The 17,089-nt window shown below is 68.8% G+C and carries 22 protein-coding genes; 6 read left to right on the top strand and 16 right to left on the bottom strand.

Going from position 1 to position 17,089, the window contains the following annotated elements; all coding sequences use genetic code 11:
* Positions 1-36: 36 nt before the first annotated feature.
* Positions 37-444, bottom strand: a complete 408-nt coding sequence (locus C492_RS21060) for a DUF2267 domain-containing protein (protein WP_008427368.1) — start codon at positions 442-444, stop codon at positions 37-39.
* Positions 445-642: 198 nt separating this feature from the next.
* On the opposite strand from C492_RS21060, the gene C492_RS21055 reads away from it, so the two are divergent.
* Entirely contained in the window at positions 643-1,959 is a 1,317-nt protein-coding gene (locus C492_RS21055; protein ID WP_008427367.1) for an acetamidase/formamidase family protein, read from the top strand.
* Positions 1,960-2,040: 81 nt separating this feature from the next.
* Here the strand turns inward: C492_RS21055 and C492_RS21050 are convergent, their stop codons facing one another.
* Positions 2,041-2,298, bottom strand: a complete 258-nt coding sequence (locus tag C492_RS21050) for a hypothetical protein (protein WP_008427365.1) — start codon at positions 2,296-2,298, stop codon at positions 2,041-2,043.
* A 143-nt stretch (positions 2,299-2,441) separates the two neighbouring features.
* Here C492_RS21050 and C492_RS21045 point away from each other — a divergent pair, with 143 nt between their 5' ends.
* The gene (locus tag C492_RS21045) at positions 2,442-3,515 is read left to right on the top strand and encodes a PAS domain-containing sensor histidine kinase (protein ID WP_008427364.1); all 1,074 of its coding nucleotides are present in this window, start codon (positions 2,442-2,444) and stop codon (positions 3,513-3,515) included.
* A 395-nt stretch (positions 3,516-3,910) separates the two neighbouring features.
* Here the strand turns inward: C492_RS21045 and C492_RS21035 are convergent, their stop codons facing one another.
* Positions 3,911-5,128 (bottom strand): orc1/cdc6 family replication initiation protein, encoded by a 1,218-nt coding sequence (locus C492_RS21035; RefSeq protein ID WP_008427360.1) that lies wholly within the window; start codon positions 5,126-5,128, stop codon positions 3,911-3,913.
* 537 nt (positions 5,129-5,665) lie between these two features.
* Between C492_RS21035 and purS the strand changes: the two genes are divergently transcribed.
* Positions 5,666-5,917: a phosphoribosylformylglycinamidine synthase subunit PurS gene (purS, locus tag C492_RS21030; protein ID WP_005554115.1), complete on the top strand. Its 252-nt coding sequence runs from the start codon at positions 5,666-5,668 to the stop codon at positions 5,915-5,917.
* Between the two features lie 59 nt (positions 5,918-5,976).
* Positions 5,977-6,657: a phosphoribosylformylglycinamidine synthase I gene (gene purQ, locus C492_RS21025; protein ID WP_008427354.1), complete on the top strand. Its 681-nt coding sequence runs from the start codon at positions 5,977-5,979 to the stop codon at positions 6,655-6,657.
* A gap of 4 nt (positions 6,658-6,661) precedes the next feature.
* Here purQ and C492_RS21020 read toward each other — a convergent pair whose 3' ends face one another.
* Together C492_RS21020 and C492_RS21015 are read right to left on the bottom strand one after the other, a co-directional pair.
* Positions 6,662-7,762 (bottom strand): archaeosine biosynthesis radical SAM protein RaSEA, encoded by a 1,101-nt coding sequence (locus tag C492_RS21020; RefSeq protein ID WP_008427352.1) that lies wholly within the window; start codon positions 7,760-7,762, stop codon positions 6,662-6,664.
* A gap of 141 nt (positions 7,763-7,903) precedes the next feature.
* Complete coding sequence (locus C492_RS21015; RefSeq protein WP_008427350.1) at positions 7,904-8,089, bottom strand: HVO_0649 family zinc finger protein; 186 nt, start codon at positions 8,087-8,089, stop codon at positions 7,904-7,906.
* Positions 8,090-8,208: 119 nt separating this feature from the next.
* Here C492_RS21015 and C492_RS21010 point away from each other — a divergent pair, with 119 nt between their 5' ends.
* A complete protein-coding gene (locus tag C492_RS21010) occupies positions 8,209-10,068 on the top strand; it encodes a bacterio-opsin activator domain-containing protein (RefSeq protein ID WP_008427349.1) in 1,860 nt (619 codons plus the stop codon).
* A gap of 84 nt (positions 10,069-10,152) precedes the next feature.
* Positions 10,153-10,347 carry a DUF1328 family protein gene (locus C492_RS21005; RefSeq protein ID WP_008427347.1) on the top strand — a complete coding sequence of 65 codons (195 nt, stop codon included), beginning with the start codon at positions 10,153-10,155 and terminating at the stop codon, positions 10,345-10,347.
* A 204-nt stretch (positions 10,348-10,551) separates the two neighbouring features.
* Here C492_RS21005 and C492_RS21000 read toward each other — a convergent pair whose 3' ends face one another.
* The 11 genes from C492_RS21000 to C492_RS20950 all read right to left on the bottom strand — a co-directional run bounded on the left by C492_RS21000 (position 10,552) and on the right by C492_RS20950 (position 16,902).
* Positions 10,552-11,628, bottom strand: a complete 1,077-nt coding sequence (locus C492_RS21000; RefSeq protein ID WP_008427345.1) for a sodium:calcium antiporter — start codon at positions 11,626-11,628, stop codon at positions 10,552-10,554.
* Positions 11,629-11,683: 55 nt separating this feature from the next.
* The gene (locus C492_RS20995; RefSeq protein ID WP_008427343.1) at positions 11,684-12,055 is read right to left on the bottom strand and encodes a hypothetical protein; all 372 of its coding nucleotides are present in this window, start codon (positions 12,053-12,055) and stop codon (positions 11,684-11,686) included.
* Positions 12,055-12,321: a hypothetical protein gene (locus C492_RS20990; RefSeq protein WP_008427342.1), complete on the bottom strand. Its 267-nt coding sequence runs from the start codon at positions 12,319-12,321 to the stop codon at positions 12,055-12,057. Before C492_RS20990 ends, C492_RS20995 begins: the two co-directional genes overlap by 1 nt.
* 44 nt (positions 12,322-12,365) lie before the next feature.
* Entirely contained in the window at positions 12,366-12,683 is a 318-nt protein-coding gene (locus C492_RS20985) for an AzlD family protein (protein WP_008427340.1), read from the bottom strand.
* Positions 12,673-13,437, bottom strand: coding sequence for an AzlC family ABC transporter permease (locus C492_RS20980; RefSeq protein WP_008427338.1), 765 nt, complete (start codon positions 13,435-13,437; stop codon positions 12,673-12,675). Before C492_RS20980 ends, C492_RS20985 begins: the two co-directional genes overlap by 11 nt.
* A gap of 76 nt (positions 13,438-13,513) precedes the next feature.
* On the bottom strand, positions 13,514-13,792 hold the full coding sequence (locus C492_RS20975; protein WP_008427336.1) for a ubiquitin-like small modifier protein 1: 279 nt from the start codon (positions 13,790-13,792) through the stop codon (positions 13,514-13,516).
* A 119-nt stretch (positions 13,793-13,911) separates the two neighbouring features.
* Positions 13,912-14,259 carry a hypothetical protein gene (locus C492_RS20970; RefSeq protein ID WP_008427334.1) on the bottom strand — a complete coding sequence of 116 codons (348 nt, stop codon included), beginning with the start codon at positions 14,257-14,259 and terminating at the stop codon, positions 13,912-13,914.
* A 54-nt stretch (positions 14,260-14,313) separates the two neighbouring features.
* Positions 14,314-15,417: a glycosyltransferase gene (locus C492_RS20965; RefSeq protein ID WP_008427332.1), complete on the bottom strand. Its 1,104-nt coding sequence runs from the start codon at positions 15,415-15,417 to the stop codon at positions 14,314-14,316.
* 45 nt (positions 15,418-15,462) lie between these two features.
* On the bottom strand, positions 15,463-15,933 hold the full coding sequence (locus C492_RS20960) for a hypothetical protein (RefSeq protein ID WP_008427330.1): 471 nt from the start codon (positions 15,931-15,933) through the stop codon (positions 15,463-15,465).
* A gap of 80 nt (positions 15,934-16,013) precedes the next feature.
* Positions 16,014-16,400 (bottom strand): hypothetical protein, encoded by a 387-nt coding sequence (locus C492_RS20955; protein ID WP_008427328.1) that lies wholly within the window; start codon positions 16,398-16,400, stop codon positions 16,014-16,016.
* A 109-nt stretch (positions 16,401-16,509) separates the two neighbouring features.
* Positions 16,510-16,902 carry a hypothetical protein gene (locus tag C492_RS20950; RefSeq protein ID WP_008427326.1) on the bottom strand — a complete coding sequence of 131 codons (393 nt, stop codon included), beginning with the start codon at positions 16,900-16,902 and terminating at the stop codon, positions 16,510-16,512.
* Between the last annotated feature and the right edge of the window lie 187 nt (positions 16,903-17,089).

The following is a 17,089-nucleotide window of genomic DNA, read 5'->3' as shown; positions in this document are numbered from 1 at the left end:
ATCCCGTTGCGGCGGTATCGGCCGGCCCAATCGGCGTTAGGCGTCGCTCGGGTCGACCGCCACGCCCTCGAACAGCGGGTGGAGGTCGCCGTCGAGCTGGGCCTTCAGGTCCTGGAGCTCGCCCTGCGTGAGCGTGGCCGCGATGGCGTCGGTGACGCCGTCGGCGAACTGCTCGGCGTCGGCGTCCTCGACGTCCGTTCCCTGCAGATGGTCACTGACGCGTTCGACGAACTCCTCGCGGTCGTACCCGGTGCCGTCGTGATCGGCGTCCTCGACGATCGAGGCTAGTTCGGGGGGGAGCTGGGCGGCGACGTCCTCGGCCTCGCCGCCCGTCAGGGCCTCGCCCAGCGTCTCGAAGACGGCCTCGGCGGCGACCTGTGCGCGATCGATCGTCTCGAGGTGACTCGCCTCCTGTACGAGCTTGTAGAACTCGTTTTCCTGCATGGACGGGGGTTACACGGTGAGCGGTATCGGGGTTCGGCCCTCAGATGCAAGTACTCGACGGGCGCCCCCGCCACCGGTGAACGGCGACTCGAGGGCGGCGTCGGCGGACCCGATCGTCACGCCGAGGACCGTCGATTCGGGGGTACTGACGCGTGTGCCACTGCGGCGTTTATGTGCTCCGATGAGATACGTACACTCATGGCACAGCGAGAGGTCCAACAGGAGCTGTCGGTCGACCGGTACACGCTCGGGCTCGTCAGTCCCGACCAGGAGTGGGCGGGCACCGTCGCCGACGGCGGACGGATCGAGACGTACACGCCGCCGGGCTGTTGGGGCCCGATGATCACGCCGGAGTTCCGGGGCGGCCACGAGGTGACCCGGCCGATCCGCGTCGAGAACGCCGAGGTCGGCGACGCCGTCGCGCTGACGATCCGCGACGTCGAGGTGACGAGCCTGGCGACGAGCACGGGCTCGATGCGCGAGCGAACCGAGGCGTTCGGCGACGATCCGTTCGTCGACCACCGCTGTCCGGAGTGCGGGACGGAGTGGCCCGAATCGATCATCGAGGGCACCGGCGAGGGCGCGATCCGCTGTGCGGAGTGTGGCGCCAACGCCTCCTCCTTTGGCTTCGAGTACGGCTACACCGTCGTCTTCGACGAGGATCGCACGGTGGGAATCACGGTCGACGAGGACGCGGCACACGACCTCGCCGAGGACGCCGCGGAACTGATGGACATCCCCGAGAACTCCCGACAACACCCGATCCTGCTGTACGCGCCCGGGGAGATGCCCGGCACGCTCGGTCGGCTCAGACCGTTCATCGGCAACGTCGGGACGACGCCGCCCGTGGAGCTGCCGGACTCCCACAACGCGGGCGACTTCGGCCAGTTCCTCCTCGAGACCGACCACGACTGGGGGCTCGACAGCGAGGCCGAACTCGAGGCTCGCACCGACGGCCACATGGACATCCCCGAGGTTCGCGCGGGCGCGACGCTGATCTGCCCCGTCAAGGTCGACGGCGCCGGCGTCTACGTCGGCGACCTCCACGCCAACCAGGGCGACGGCGAGCTCTCCCTGCACACGACCGACGTCAGCGGCACGGTCGAGATGGACGTCGAGGTGATCAAGGGTCTCGACATCGACGGCCCGATCCTCCTGCCCAACGAGGAAGACCTGCCGTTCATCAGTAAACCGTACAGCGACGACGAACTCGAGAGCGGGCGCGCGCTCGCCGACGACCACGGCGTCGACCTGCTCGAGGAGATGGGCCCGATCCAGGTCGTCGGCACCGGGGCGACGATCAACGACGCGACCGAGAACGCCTTCGACCGCGCGGGTACGTTGCTCGAGATGAGCGAGGGCGAGGTCCGCTCGCGGTGTACGTTCACCGGCGGCGTCCAGATCGGTCGGCTGCCCGGCGTCGTCCAGCTCGATATGCTCGCGCCGATGGACGTCCTCGAGGACCGCGGCATCGCTCACCTAGTCCGGGACCAGTACGACGGGCTCGAACGGTAGGGCACCGAACGCTCCGTCGGCGGACGGACGACGAGTTCGAACGCGGTTCCCGACGTTGCGGACTCGAGTCCTCCGCAGCGGTCAATCGGCTTCGTTGGTCTCGACGGTCGCGCGGTCACTGACGGTCGCACGGTCACCGACGGTCGCGCGGTCACTGACGGTCGCGCGGTCGCTCCTCGAGGGGGTGCCGAGCTGTGCGGTCCTGTTCTCGGAGAGCAGCGGTGCGACGGCGAGCAACACCATCGCGGACATGAATATTCCCAGCATCGCGATCACCACGGTCGTGATCCCGAAGGGGACGACGCCCGCGATGAGTCCTCCGGTTGTGGCGAGGGTCATTACTCTCGGCCGTCCGTTTCGTATCGGGTCTCATGAGCGTTGTCCTTCGCGACCGGTCTCGCCGGCGCGGACCGTGCCCGGTCGTCTCGGCGGGAGAGCGGAACGATCGAACGGCATTTACACCCGCAGCCGGATTCGTTCGTATGGAGATATCCGAGGGGCTCGGGTCGCACGTCCTCGACAATCTCACGCCGAACATTGCGGTTCTGGACGGCGAGGGGACGATCCTGGGCACCAACGAGGCGTGGAAGTCCTTCGCCGAGGAGAACGAGCTCCAGCCGCCGGTCGACAGCGTCGGGGTCAACTACCTCGAGGTCTATGCGGACAGCGAGAGTCGGTACGCCGATCGAGCGGTCGAGGGAATCCGGGCAGTGCTCGAGGGAGAGCGCGAACGGTTCGCGCTCGAGTACCCCTGTCACTCGCCGGACTCCGAGCGGTGGTTTCAGCTGCGCGTCAAGCGGACGACCTACGAGGGCGAGCCGTACGCGATCGTCTCCCACTGGAACATCACCGAACGCAAGCTGAACGAACGGCGCGTCGAGGAGTCCAACGAGCGCCTCCAGCAGTTCGCCTACGCCGTCTCCCACGACCTTCAGGAACCGCTGCGGATGATCACGAGCTACCTCGGCCTGATCGAGCGCCGCTACGAGGACGAACTCGACGAGGACGGCCGGGAGTTCATCGAGTTCGCCGTCGACGGCGCCGAGCGGATGCGGGACATGATCGAGGGGTTGCTCGAGTACTCCCGGGTCGAGACCCGGGGCGATCCGTTCGCGCCCGTCGACCTCGAGGCCGTCCTCGAGGAGGTCAGCGCGGATCTTCAGGTGGCGATCGACGACGAGGGCGGCGAGCTCACGGTCGAGTCGCTGCCGACGATCGAGGGCGATCGAAGCCAGCTCCGGCGCCTGTTCCAGAACCTGCTCGAGAACGCCATCAAGTACTCGGGCGAGGAGCCCCCGCGGATCCACGTCGAGGCCGAGGAGAGCGACGGCGAGTGGATCGTCGCGGTCAGCGACAACGGGATCGGGATCGATCCGGACGATCAGGACCGGATCTTCGACGTTTTCGATCGGCTCCACAGCCGCGAGGAGTACGAGGGGACCGGGATCGGTCTCGCGCTCTGTCGGCGCATCGCCGAGCGCCACGGCGGCACCGTCGAGGTCGAGTCCGAGCCCGGCGAGGGATCGACGTTTTTCGTGACGCTATCCGACGCCTGAGTATCGTCGACGATCGATACGTCGGGGTTCCGCCCGGCGTCCCCCCACTTCGTCCGGTGTCTTCGAGAACGAGACACACACCCCACCGCGTCCAGTGTCCGGGGGGGATCGCGTTCGGCGCTTCGGGTCCGCCGCCTCGAGCGGTTCGAATCCGGTCCGCCCCCGCGGTGTCCAGTGTCTCCCGACCCGTTCGCGAGCGATCTCGAATTTTTCCCTCCCTCCCCATCGCGTCCAGTGTCCGAGCTCGAGCGAGCGGGTGAGCGCGCGTTCGGAACCGATCGACGGTTCGAGCCGATTCGGCCCGAGATCGGCACACGGATCGATCATGCGCCGCCGTCGAGACGGGTTTTCACGCGCTGCGGTCGAAATTCATGCGCCGCAATCGAGACGGGTTTTCACGCGCTGCGGTCGAGACGGTTCTCGATCGCTTCGGTTACCCCCACCACGTCCACAGTCTCGTCGAGCGCCTCGAGCAGCAGGTCGGGATTCGTGTCGAGGGAGTACTCGTAGTACCGTCCGCCCACCTCGCCCTTGTTCCGTTCCACCCGGCTCGCGATCCCCAGCATCGCGAGCTCGTTGAGGTGATCCCGCATCCGTCGCGGAACCAGCGAGTCGGCCGCGGCGCGGTCGCAAACGATCTCGTAGCGGTCCTGGATGGCGCGCGCTCGCGTCGGCGTCTCGCCTTCCTCGTGGAGCATCACCAGTGCGTAGAGGACGAGGTGGCCCTGCTGGGTGAGCCCCGCGACGCCGTCGACGATACGACTCCGCTCGAGCGACGCCCGCGCCTCGTCGACGTGGGCCTCGGTGATCCGCTCGACCCCTCGCTCGACGGCGACGTCGCCGGCCTCCATCAGCAGGTCGAGACTCTGGCGGGCGTCGCCGGCGTCTTTCGCGCCGAAGGCTGCACACTTCGCGATCACCTCGGTCGGCACGACGTCGTCGTAGAACGCGACTTCGGCCCGCCGGCGAAGGATGGCCCGGAGCTCGTTGGCGTCGTAGGCGGGGAACTGTATCTCCTTCTCGCAGAGACTCGATTGCACCTTCGAACTCAGGCTCTCGCGGAACTTGAAGTCGTTCGAGATGCCGACGATTCCGACCTTCGACTCCTCGAGGTTGCCGTTCGCGCGGGCTCGCGGGATCTGGTAGAGAAGCGAGTCGTCCTCGATGTGATCGACCTCGTCGAGGACGATAACGACGGTGCCGCCGATCGCGTCGAGTTCCTCCCAGAGCCACTCGTTGACCTGACGCCGCGGGTACCCCGTCGGCTTCAGTTGGTCGTCGGGCGGTCGAAGCTCGTTGATCAGCTGGATCGCGACCTGGTAGCTGGTGTTCAGGTCCTCACAGTTGGTCCGAACCGTCGTCAGATCGACGCCGTACTCCGTCGCGTCCGCCTTGAGTTCCGAGAGGAGATAGCGCGTACAGGCGGTCTTGCCGACGCCAGCTTTTCCGTACAGAAAGACGTTCGCGGGCTGGTCGCCGTTGATAACCGGCTGCAGCGCGGAGATGTACTGCTGGAGTTCCTGATCGCGACCGATGATCTCCTCCGGCTGGTAGTCCTCGCGAAGCGCGTCCCGGTGCCGGAAGATCTCGGTGTCTGGCTGAAACAATCCCATTCCGATACTTCGTGCACGCCCGGCGACCGTCATAAAGCCACCGTGTCGAGTGCGTCCAGTGCGTCCAGTGTGTCTTTTGTCAGCCCGCCGTCCCGCATCCCCCTCCCCCCACTGTGTCCAGTGTCCCGAGACGAGGCGGGGTGGGGGGAGGGAGTCGGACGGTTCTCTAGAAACAGGTGGTTTTAATTGTGTGGTGGACGTATTGTCCGAACGACATTCAAATCGACTAGCGACGGCGTCGTCGAACTCTACGAGATGCCGAACGGTAACCGACCCTCCGCCCCTTCCCCCGAAGACACTGGACACAGTGGGGGGAGGGGGTGGGGAACCGATACTCTCCGTTCCGGACTCGGGCTCTCGGCCCGCCAGCGGTCTCGACTCTATCCGCCGGCGCCGCATCCACCATCCGCGCCGCATCCACCATCCGCGCTGCATCCACCATCCGTAGGGACCGCGTCCGGTCCTCGAGTATCCACGAACGTGGATTCCGAACGAAAGCCGAAAGCGTTTTTGATCACGGATGCGGGGTATCGAGTAATGACGGCCTACACCGCGACGGTGACGGTTCGACTCAAACGCGGCGTCCTCGACCCCGAGGCCGAGACCACGAAACAGGCCCTCGAGCGATTGGGCTTCGAACTCGAGGCGCTGCGCTCGGCCGACCGCTTCGAGATCGACCTCGAGGCGGACTCCGCAGACGGCGCCCGGGAGCGGGCCGACGAGATGGCCGAGCGACTGCTCGCGAACCCGACCATCCACGACTACGACGTGGAGGTCGACGAGCGGTAGATGACGGTCTCCATCGCGACGATCGAGACCGTCGGTCGCAACACCGCGGGGTGGCGACTGTGACGGTCTCCATCGTCAGATTCGGCGGCTCGAACTGCGACCGCGACGCCGAACGAGCCCTCGAGCACCTCGGGATCGACGCCGAGATCGTCTGGCACGAGGACGGCCTCCCCGCCGACGCGACCGGGGTCGTCCTCCCGGGCGGGTTCTCTTACGGCGACTACCTGCGAGCGGGCGCGATGGCCGCGCGCTCGCCGATCGTGGCCGAGGTCCGGGAGGCGGCCGCCGCCGGCACCCCGGTGTTGGGAATCTGTAACGGCGCCCAGATCGGCTGCGAGTCCGGACTCACCGAGGGGGCGTTCACCACGAACGAGAGTGCGCGGTTCCAGTGCGAGCGCGTCCACCTGCGCGTCGAGCGCGCGGACACGCCCTGGACGGCCGCCTACGAGGAGGGCGAGGTCATCGAAGTTCCCATCGCTCACGGCGAGGGACGCTACGAGATCGACGACGACCGCCTCGAGACCCTCGAGAACGACGGCCGCGTGTTGTTCCGGTACTGCGACGCCGACGGCGAGCCAAGCGCCGCGGCGAACCCGAACGGCTCGAAGCACAACGTCGCGGGCGTCCTCGGCGAGCGCGAGACCGTCGCGGTGTTGATGCCCCACCCCGAGCGCGCGACGCTGCCCGACGTCGGCCCGACGGACGGACAGGGCGTGTTGCGCGGGTTCGAGACGGCCTAGCGAGTCAGTGCGTCAGCGGCTGGTTGAAGCTGCGTTCGCGCTCCATCACGACCTCCCAGGTCCGCTCGCACTCGCAGGAGACCTGCTCGAAGACCGAGGGATCCTGGCGCAGGTCGAAGTCCTTGATCGCCTTCTGGACGAGATCGTCACACTCCCCGCAGTTGTGCGGACCGCGATCCGAGCCGTGGCCGACCGGGTCCGAGACGACGATAGCGTCGACGTCGACCGTCTCGCGGAGGACGTGTGCGACCGACCAGAGCCACGGCGGCCGGTAGCCGTCCTCGAAGTAGAGGTCGTCGACCATGGTGTAGCGCTGGACGTTACAGGGGTTCATCGAGACGGTGTGACAGCCCTCGACGCCGGCGCAGCGCTCGACCGAGGCGATCATATCCGCGACGGCCTCGGATTCGGTGAGGAAGGGCGGTTTCATCAGCAGGTAGGCCTTGATCCCCGCGTCGGCGTCACCGCCGGCCTCCGCGTCCGCGGCCGCGGCCTCCGCGCAGGCGTCCTCGAAGTCCGCGAAGTCGAAGTACTTGTTCACGCAGTCGTGGCGCACCCGATCGGTCGCCGTCTCGAGCCCGATCGCGACGTCCGTATCCACCCCGTGTCGGATGAAGTCGGCGATCTTCTCGCGGTCGACGAAGTCGGGCAGCGACTCGACGACCATCCGCTCGCGGTCGGCGAACGTGTCGGCGATCGCCTTCCGACTCTCCGCGCCGACCTCGCGCTCGTCGAGGAAGGACCCGGAGGTGTAGATCTTGATCAGGTCGGCGGGCTCGTCCCCGTTTTCGGCCTCGTGGGCGAGACAGACGTCGATCTGGTCCATCAGCGCCTCGTGACTCACGCTCCCCCCGTCGACGCTCTCGGCGACGTAGCCACACATCGTACAGCCGCCGGCGCGGGCCCACCGACAGCCGCCGGTGTTTAGGATGATCGTCAGACTCCGCTTGACGCCGTCGGGGGTGTTGTCCTCGTCGAGCCAGACGCGGGTGGGCTCGTGTGGGTCGTAGCTGGCCTCCTTGCGCGAGCGGATCTCCCGCATGACCTGGTTGTGGGCGTCCATGCCCTTGCCCTGCTCGTAGACGTCGGGCGTGGGGTGACTCATTGGGAGAGGAAAGCGCTCCGGCACCTAAAGCGCCTTCGTCTGGGAGCGGGTCGACGATGCCCCCGTTCGGAAGACTCGACCCCGTCGAGTTGGAGGCGACGCTCTTTCTCGGGACTCGAGCCGACGAACGGTACTCGAGGACTAGAGTCGCATCTCCCTGGTTTCGACGGCCTCGCACGACGAGCAGACGAACCGGTACTGCACCCGATCCCCGGTCGTCGAGACGTTCCAACTGCCGTCGTCGCGGTAGCCGCAGTGTCGACACTTCAGCTCCGAGTCGTCGAACTTCTCCCGCAGCCGTTCGAAGGGTGACTGATACACTGACATATGACAACATCTATCACGAACCGACATAACGTTCATTACGGATTCGGTTATACGTTCTCGCTTACAGGTTCGGCCGCGCCGACGACATGGTTCTTAGGGGTCGCCTTCGTAGGACCGGTATGGACAGCGTCAGCGAGACTCACGAGCCCGAGGGCGGGACGTCCGCGGCGGCCGCCCTCGAGTGGTTCGTCGACCCCGTCCTCGCGGTCGCGGACGGAGCGATCACGTTCGCGAACGAGGCCGCGCGACACGAGTTCGACCTCTCGGAGGGAACCCTTCCGCGAGAGCCGGAACCGGTTCTCGGGTCCGACTGGGGCCCTATCGAGGCGGCGCTGACGGAGACGACGGTCGGAACGACGAGACACGTCCCCCTCGAGACCGCGGGGTACGACGTGCGGGTCCACCGCGGGGAGGAGGGGGCGACGATCGCGTTCGAGCGACTCGGCGAGCAGGAGCCGCCGGCCAGCGATCGAACGGTCAAGGACCGGGCGATCAACGAGGCGCCGGTCGGGATCACGATCTCCGATCCGAGCCGGGAGGACAACCCGCTGGTCTACATCAACGAGGCCTACGAGGAGATCACGGGCTACGACTACGAGGACGTCGTCGGTCGAAACTGTCGAATCCTGCAGGGCGAGGCGTCCGATCCCGAAGCCGTCGCCGAGATGCGCACGGGGATCGACGAGGAACGACCCGTCACGGTCGAACTCACGAACTACCGCAAGGACGGGACCGCCTTCTGGAACGAGGTGACGATCGCTCCGGTTCGCAACGACGCGGGCGAGGTCACCCACTACGTCGGCTTCCAGAACGACGTCACCGCCCGCAAGGAGGCCGAACTCGAGCTCGAGCGCCGGACCGAGGAGCTGGAGCACATTCTCGAGCGCGTCGAGGGGTTGATCCAGGACGTCACCGACGTCGTCGCGGGGTCGACCTCCCGCCCGGAGCTCGAGGCCGCGGTCTGCGAGCGGATCGCCGCGGAGGAGGCCTACGAGGGGGCCTGGATCGGCGAGCGGGATCCGGCGACAGAGGCGATCGAGATCCGGGAGCAGGCCGGCGTCTCCGTCGAGGCGTCCTCGGTCGGGGACGACCACCCCGCCGCGGCTGCCCTCGAGACGGGTGCCGTCGCCGTCGATAGCGACCGGGAGACCACCCGCGCCTCGTTCCCGCTGCGGTACAACGGGATCGACTACGGCGTGTTGACGGTCTGTACCGACCGCGACCGGGCGATCGACGACCGCGAGTCGGTGATCCTCTCGGCGCTCGCTCGCGCGGTCGCCAGCGGCGTCAACGCCCGCGAGACCAGCCGTACGCTCGCGACCGACGCCGTCGTCGCCGTCGAGATCGAACTCGCGGACCCGTCCGTCGCCCCGGTCGCGCTGACGGCGGCGACGGACGCCCGCCTCGAGTACCGCCGCTCGGTCCACCGAACCGGCGACGGCACGTCGTCGCTGTTCACGGCGGAGGGGGCGACCGGCGAGGAGCTCCGGGCGGCCGCGGCCGAACTCCCCGGCGTCGCCCTCGAGGTGTTAGTCGAACACGAGGGGAGCTGCCTGATCGAACTCTCCGACGACGCCGACCCGGTCGGCTGGCTCTCGGAGCGCGGGGTCCGGACCCGTGCGATCGAAAGCGAGGGCGGCGCCGCCCGGCTCGACCTCGAGATCCCCCGGTCGGCGAACGTCCGCTCGGTCGTCGAGGCGATCGAGGACCGGTACGACGGCACCGACGTCGTCTCCTTTCGCCAGCGCGAGAGCGAGGGTCGGTCCCGACAGGAGTTCGCCTCCCGGCTCGAGGAGTCGCTCACCGACCGCCAGTTCACCGCGTTACAGCGCGCGTACCTCGCGGGCTACTTCGAGTGGCCCCGCCCGACGACCGGCGAGGAGCTCGCCCAGACGATGGGCGTCTCGCGGCCGACCTTCCACGAACACCTCCGCGGAGCGGAGGCCAAGCTCTGTGGGGCGTTCTTCGGCGAGGAGTGAGAACCGTACTCTCGAGGCGCGACCGACCCGAGTCGGCACGCGCCGGCACCGACGTTTATGCGCACCGCCGTGAGAAGGGATGACATGCACGAGCTCGCAACCGCGGTCCCGCTCCAGTTCGGCGGCGTCGACTGGCTCTACTGGGCGGTCGTCTTCTTCGTCCTCGCGCTCGTCGCCGCCGCGGTCGGCGCCGGCGACGTCGCGGGCGTCTCGATGGAGATCGCGCGTATCTTCGTGCTGATTTTCATCGTCCTCGCGGTAATCGCGCTCCTGTTGTGACCGACGTTCGCAAGCAGCGGGGAGACCGCCGCGTAGAACACCGACGTTCGGTCGAGCTTCGCCAGCGAGGCGGGCGAGACGCAGACCGTCGAGTTCGTCGCCACCGAGGGGATGGGGCGGTACCTGGGCCAGTCCCGCCTCGAGACCGTCGGCGAACTCGAGGGCTCCGGCGACGGCGCCTGACGGGCTGGGTCGCCTTCGTCTCTAGACGTAGTTGAGGACCCAGTAGAGGACGTAGAGCCCGAGCAGCGCCGCGCCGCCGCCGCGGGTCACGCGACCCCGCGCCAGCATCGCCGTCACGACGAGCAGCCCCGCGGCCAGCGCCGGCCAGTGAACCGTCAGCACCGCCCCGCCGGCGTCGATCGGCCGGACGAGCGCGATCAGCCCGACGTTCGCGGTCAGGTAGAAGACCGTGCTCCCGACGACGTTGCCCACGGCGAGGTGGGATTGCCCCCGCCGCACCGGCTCGAGGGTGAGCGCCAGCTCCTCGATCGAGGCGACGAAGCTCAGCACCGTCGCCCCGAACGCGAGCCCCGAGATTCCGGCCGCGACGAAGAGCTGCTCCGCGCTGACGACCGTCAGCAGCGATCCGGCGGTCAGCCCGACGGTCGCCAGGGCTGCGACCCCGAGTGCGAACGGCCCGCTCCGGTCCTCGAGGTCGGGGACGAACTCGTCCGCGTCGAGGTCGGGGAGCTCGAGCCCGCCGTCCTCGGCTTCCCGCGCTCGCTCGCCCGCTCCGCCGTTGGCCTCGAGATCGGCCGCCTGGGGGTCCTCCCGGTCGACGACCTCGGCGACCTCCCCCGAGAGCAGGTACGCCGTCTCCGACCCGCGCTCGCGCCAGAAGATCGCCGCCAAAAGCGGGACGAAGGCCGCGAGGAGCACCGCTCCTCGAGCGCGACCGATCGTTCCGTCTAGCGACATCGCAAACGCCGGGATCGGAACGGCCAGCAGCAATCCCAGGTACGCCCGCGGGACCCGCGGCTCGAACGGGACGAGCAGGCCCGCGAGCCCGACGGCGACCGTCAGGACGAACAGCGCCTCGCCGAAGACCGTCCCCAGGGCGAGATCGGGCAGCGCGACGCCGGCGGCGGTCAGCCCGAGCACGGCGTTCTCGAGGTCGATCCCGGCGAGGACGACCGCGAGGAAGAATCCGGAGATCCCGAACGCGACCGCGCTCCGGGCGACCGCCTCGATGAAGACCTCGACGCACCAGATCACCAGCGCGACGCCGACGAGAAACAGGGCGGCGGCGAGCCCGACGCCGACTCCGGTCGCGGTCATGACCGACCGGTACGGCGTCGACCCACTTAACTCGACGACCGGTTCCCTCCCGGAGCTACCCGCTGTCGGCCCCGGTCCCGATCACCACCGGATCACGGATCTCGAGGGCGGTCTCGAACTCGTCCTCGCGGTCGGTGCGCCGGCCGATGCGCAACAGCTGTTCCTCGTGGGCCCGGCGGACCGCCGACAGCTCGCGGTCGCCCAGCTCGAGTTCGGCGCCCAGCCCCGCCCAGTGGCCCGTCTCGACGGCGAAGGCCTCGAGGTCGTCGTCGTCGTACAGCCGCTCGTACTCGCGGCGGTAGCGCTCGCGGTCGGCCGCCAGATGCCGCTGGACGACGTCGACCAGATCGGGAAGCCGGGTCGGCGTGACGCTTGACTTCGCGGCGGCGAGCAACAGGATCTGCCCCTCGATCGGCTCCCCCGCCATCAGCCGCCCGCGCGCATCGCCTTCTGGGCGAAGTCGTCGATCAGTCCGTCGAGCGCGTCGGGATCGCCCTCGAAGACGACCGTCACCTCCGTTAGCGTCAGCGACGGGCCGATGCCGACGGTCTCGGAGGAGAGCGTCGCCGTCCAGCCCTCGCCCGAGACGGTCTCCTCGTCGACCCGCTCCCCGCCGAGGTTCGTCAGGTACCGCCTCGCGAGCCGTTCGGAGATGCCTCGAAAGGAGCGCTCGACCCGCGTTCGTTCTGCCATACCCCTTCGTTGGACCGCCGGGAAAATAAACGCATCCTCGCGGTTCAGAGCAGTCCCCTGAGCAAAACGACCGAGACGACCCCCGTACACAGCGCCAGCAGAATGCTCTCGGTGCGCCACATCACCGCGACCACGAGGACGCCGGCGCCCCACTCGGCGGGCCCGCCCGATGCCAGCTCCGGCCCGAGGACGGCGATCACGATCGCGCCGGGCAGCACCGAGAGGGCGGCCTCGAGGCGCTCGGTCGTCTCGATCCGGTTGAGCAGCCAGAGCCCCCCGGTCTTGGTCGCGTAGGTGACGACCGCCATCGCGAGGACGACGCCGACGACGACGGGCTCGAGCGAGAGCGCGTCACCGACCACGGCGGATCACCTCCGCGAGCGCGGCGGCGAACCCGCCCAGCAGGATGTACCACCGACCCGGGAACAGTTCGGCGGCGACCAGCGCGGTGCCAAGCGAGGCCAGCCACGGGACCAGCGACGATCGGTCCTCCCAGAGCTCGGCCGCGAGCGCGAGAAACACCGCTGCGAGGACGAAGTCGAACCCGTACCGCGCGGGCTCGCCGATCGCCCCGCCCGCGAGGACGCCGACGACCGTCGAGCCGACCCAGAAGATCCAGACCGCGATCCCACTGCCGAGCAGGAAGGCGCCGCGCCGGTTACCCGCCCGGAAGTCCCGCATCGTCAGCGCCCAGTTCTCGTCGGCCATGAAAAACAGGCTGCCGTAGGCCTTCGCGGCCGAGAGCCGCTTGAACCAGGGCTGGAGCGCCGCCCCCATCAGGGAGTACCGCAAGTTGATCGCGAACGTCGTGATCACGATCGCGGCGATCGGGATCGGGTCGGCCCACAGCTCGACCGCGACGATCTGGGAGGCGCCGGCGACGACGACGGCGCTCATCAACACGGCCTCGGCGACGCTCAACCCGACCTGATCGGCCAGCACGCCGAAGGCCACCCCGTAGCCGCCGACGCCGACGGCGACGGGAACGCAGGTGACCAGCCCCTCGCGGATCCCCTCCCGGCCGAAGGTCACGGGTTCGGCACCGCGATCGTCGGCCGCGTCGCCGTTCCCGACGGCGTCGCCGTCGCTCGAGTCCGTCTCGGAATCGGTCTCCATCACCACTCGAGACTCGGGGAACGGCGTATAAGTCCCTCTCGAAACCGTTCCCGATTTCCCGGCGGCGCCGGGTCAATCACCCGCCGGCGACCGGGGGGAACACCGACAGCGTATCGCCGTCCTCGAGGTCGGTGTCGGGACCCTCCATGTGAACGACGTCGCGGCCGTTTTTCAGCACGCTCAGCTGAGGCCGGATCGCCCCGTCCTCGAGCAGCTGTCCCTCGAGCCCGTCGTACTCGGCCTCGAGTTCGCCTAAGACGTCGCCGACCGTCGCCCCGTTCTCGAACGAGGACGCCAGCTCCTTCTGCCCGACCGCCTCGCGAAAGGTGGCGAAGAACCGTAGATCGAGTTCCATACGGGGTGGTCGGAGGCCGAGACCATAAGTCCGGCTCTCGCTCCGACCGCCGTCCGTCGATCCCGCGCGACCGCGGTCCGGATCGCGGCTGCGTCGAGAACCCGGAACGGCGGTCCGTCTCAGGCCGACGCCGTCGGCGAGGACCGGTAGGTGACCGAGTCGAGGCCCGCTTCGGCGAGCGCCGCGTCGATCGCCTCGGCGCCGCGCTCGCCGGCCGCGACGGCGTCCTCCGCTTCGACGGCGACGACGACGTCGAACTCGACGTCGATCGTGTACGGATCGAACGGCGCGGTCGGGTGTTCCCGGACCGTCGCGTCTCCGATCGCCCAGTCGACGAGCGGTCCCTCGGCCGCGAGCGACTCGAACGTCTCCTCGATCTCAGCGACCGCGTCCTCGCGGGCGGTCGTATCGCTTCCTCCGTGCAACGTGACGAGCGTCGTTCCCTCGCGCGAGACGGCGAACTCCATACCCGTTCTACCGAGCCACGGGATTTGAACGCTTGGGGTGCGTTCGCGTACCGATTACCGACGGACGTCCTCGTAGACCCGCGCCAGCTGCTCGAGGGAGTGCTCGACCGAGAGCATCGCACGACGGCGCCGACAGAGGTCCGACAGGCGATCGCTCTCGGCGAGCGTTCGGCGGATCGCCAGTCGGAACGCCTCGAGGTCGCCCGGCTCGTAGCGGTAGCCCGTCTCGCCCTCGATGACGCCGTCGACGAGCGCGCCCGCGTCGGCGGCGACGACCGGCGTCCCGCAGGCGGTCGCCTCGAGCGCGACCAGCCCCTGGGTTTCGACCGGGCTCGGGAAGACGAACGCGTCGAGGACCGAATAGAACGCCGGCAGCTCCGCGCGCTCGAGGAAGCCGAGAAAGCGGACGTCGGCGCCCGTCTCCGCCGCGCGGGCCTCCAGGTTCTCCCGGGCGGGACCGTCGCCGGCCAGTACCAGGGTGTGGTCGGTCCCGTCGACGGCGTCGATCGCCTCCTCGAGTCGCTTCTCGGGACCGTGGCGTCCCGTGTAGCCGAGTAGTGGCCCGTCGGGGAGCCCGTAGCGGTTCCGGAGGGGCTCGGGGTCGGTCGGCCGGAAGCGATCGGTGTCGATCCCGTTCGAGACGACCGTCGCCTCGACGTCCGCGCCGACCCGCTCGAGGAGGTGGCGGCGGGCGAACGACGTCGGCACGACGACACGGTCGGCGCGGGCGAAAAACGCTCGCTCGTAGGCCCGGCAGAGCCGCCGTCCCGGTTCGACCAGGGGATCGGGAACCCGATCCGAGACGCGCTCGTCGAGGATCGTGTGGTAGGAGGCGACGACGGGAACGCCGTTCGCCCGGGCGAACCGAACGCCCGCGACGCCGACGGTAAAGGGAGTGTGAACGTGGACGACGTCGGGAACCGGAACGCCCTCGGGAGCGATCGGGCGCCCGAGGCGGTATCGTGGGTACAGCGGCGCCTCGACGCTCGGAACCGCGTACTCCCCGCTCTCGGGAACGTATCCCTCCGTTTCGGGAAAGACGACGTCCATCGAGCCCCGGCGACGACCCCACCGCTCGCGCCACAGCGCGACGGTCGAGGCGACGCCGTTTACCGTCGGACGGTAGAGGTCCGTGAACGCGGCGACGGTGTCGGCCATCGATCGAGGGTTTCCCGGCCGCGGACAAATCGGTTCCGCCGACGGTCACTCGATCGAGAAGGCGACGCCGCGGGCCGACAGCAGCGATCGCATCCGGCGAACGCCGGCCTCGGTGTCCCACCCCTCGGCGGTGTAGTGTCTGTAGGGGTGGCGAAGCCAGGAGTACTCGCTGTGGGCGAACACCTCGAGGCGCTCGCCGCCCGCTCTGAACAGGGCGACGTGGAGCTGCCGGCTCGAGAGCGGCGACCGCCGACGCACCCAGCTGCCCGCCGAGAGGCGGCCGTCGCGGTGGATCTTCAGCGAGGCGACGGGTTCGGGGGTAAACGACATCGCCTCGAGATCCGTCCGGAACTCCGAGACGGTCCGGTCGACGGTGCCGACGTACTCGTCGGGGTGTTGGGTGCAGGTCGCGAACCCGCCCAGCGGCTCCTTGATGCGGTGCACGGTCGGGAGCACGCGGCGGCGGAGACGCGTCGTCAGGTCCAGCGGCTGGCGGGAGTCGTCGGTCGCTGCCACGCCTGCAGGTAGCGAGGCCCGGATCAAAGCCCTTGTGGGTCGTCCAGCCGAGGCGGGCTCGAGGGCGAGAACCGCCCTTCTTAGAGGTCCTGTAGCCGAATTCCGTCCTCGACCAGCCGCGCGTTTCGCTCCTGTTCTAAGTGTTCGCCGAGGTCGTCGTGCTCGTACAGTTGGGCGACGACGTCGGCGTACAGCGTCCGCCACGCGATCGCGTAGATCGGCGACTGTCCCCACGCCCGCAGCTCGGGGACCAGCTCGTCGTAGGTCTGGTAGCGCTCCTCGAAGCGATCGATCGCCTCGAGGACGCGGCCCGCGGCCTCGCGTTCGTCCGCGGACTCCTCGAGGACGCGGTTGAGCTGTCGCTCCCACCCGCCGACCGCCTCCTGCATATCGGTCGCGGCGGCGTCGTCCTCCTCCGGGAGTCGGTCGAGCAGCGGTTCCGGCACGCCGAGTGAGATCTCGTCCATGGGCGACCGTACGAACGGGATCGGTATGAAACCACTAGCCGACACCGCGGCCGCTCCCTCGACGGGTTCCCGTCGAACCGGCGTTACGTTTACTATCGCGGTATAGAATTTATCTCCCTCGAGCTACCGAGCGCGGGTCGTTCTCGAGTCGCGCTTTCGGCGACGCGAGCGACGCCGCCCGCCGTTGTCCCTCGCGATCGAAACCGACCGCGAGCCCCGACGGGTTCGGAGCCCGAACTCGCTGTTCCGTCTCGGATCCCGGGTGCGTGCGTTGCCGGATCGCAGCGCCGCCGGAGGGGTCCTCCTCCCCGCGCTCGAAGCGGTTCCCGACCCGCGGACGTTCCCGATCCCCGACGAGCCCGGACCTCGAGAGCGTCGACTCCCGGGCGACGACCGAGGCGACGCGGGCCGGGAACGTCGGGTTTCCGCCCCGACCCGCGCTAGCGACGGCGCGGTCGCACTCGACGGTCCGATCGGCTCTCGAGGCGGCGATACATCGCATCCCACGATACGGAACCGGCCCTCGGTCTCGCCGTCGCCGCAACGACCGCGCTCCCGACCGGTCCAGGTGCGGCCGACGAGTGCACCCGGGTTTCGAACGCGGGTGGGTGCGCCCATGCAGCCCGCACGTATATCCGTCTCCACCGACAACGAGACAGGTAACCTTGTCTCCGAACAGTTGCGCCCGC

The organism is Natronococcus jeotgali DSM 18795, from assembly GCF_000337695.1.
Lineage (GTDB): Archaea > Halobacteriota > Halobacteria > Halobacteriales > Natrialbaceae > Natronococcus > Natronococcus jeotgali.
Note: the sequence above shows the minus strand (reverse complement) of the source record. Positions and strands in the feature narration are given on the sequence as shown.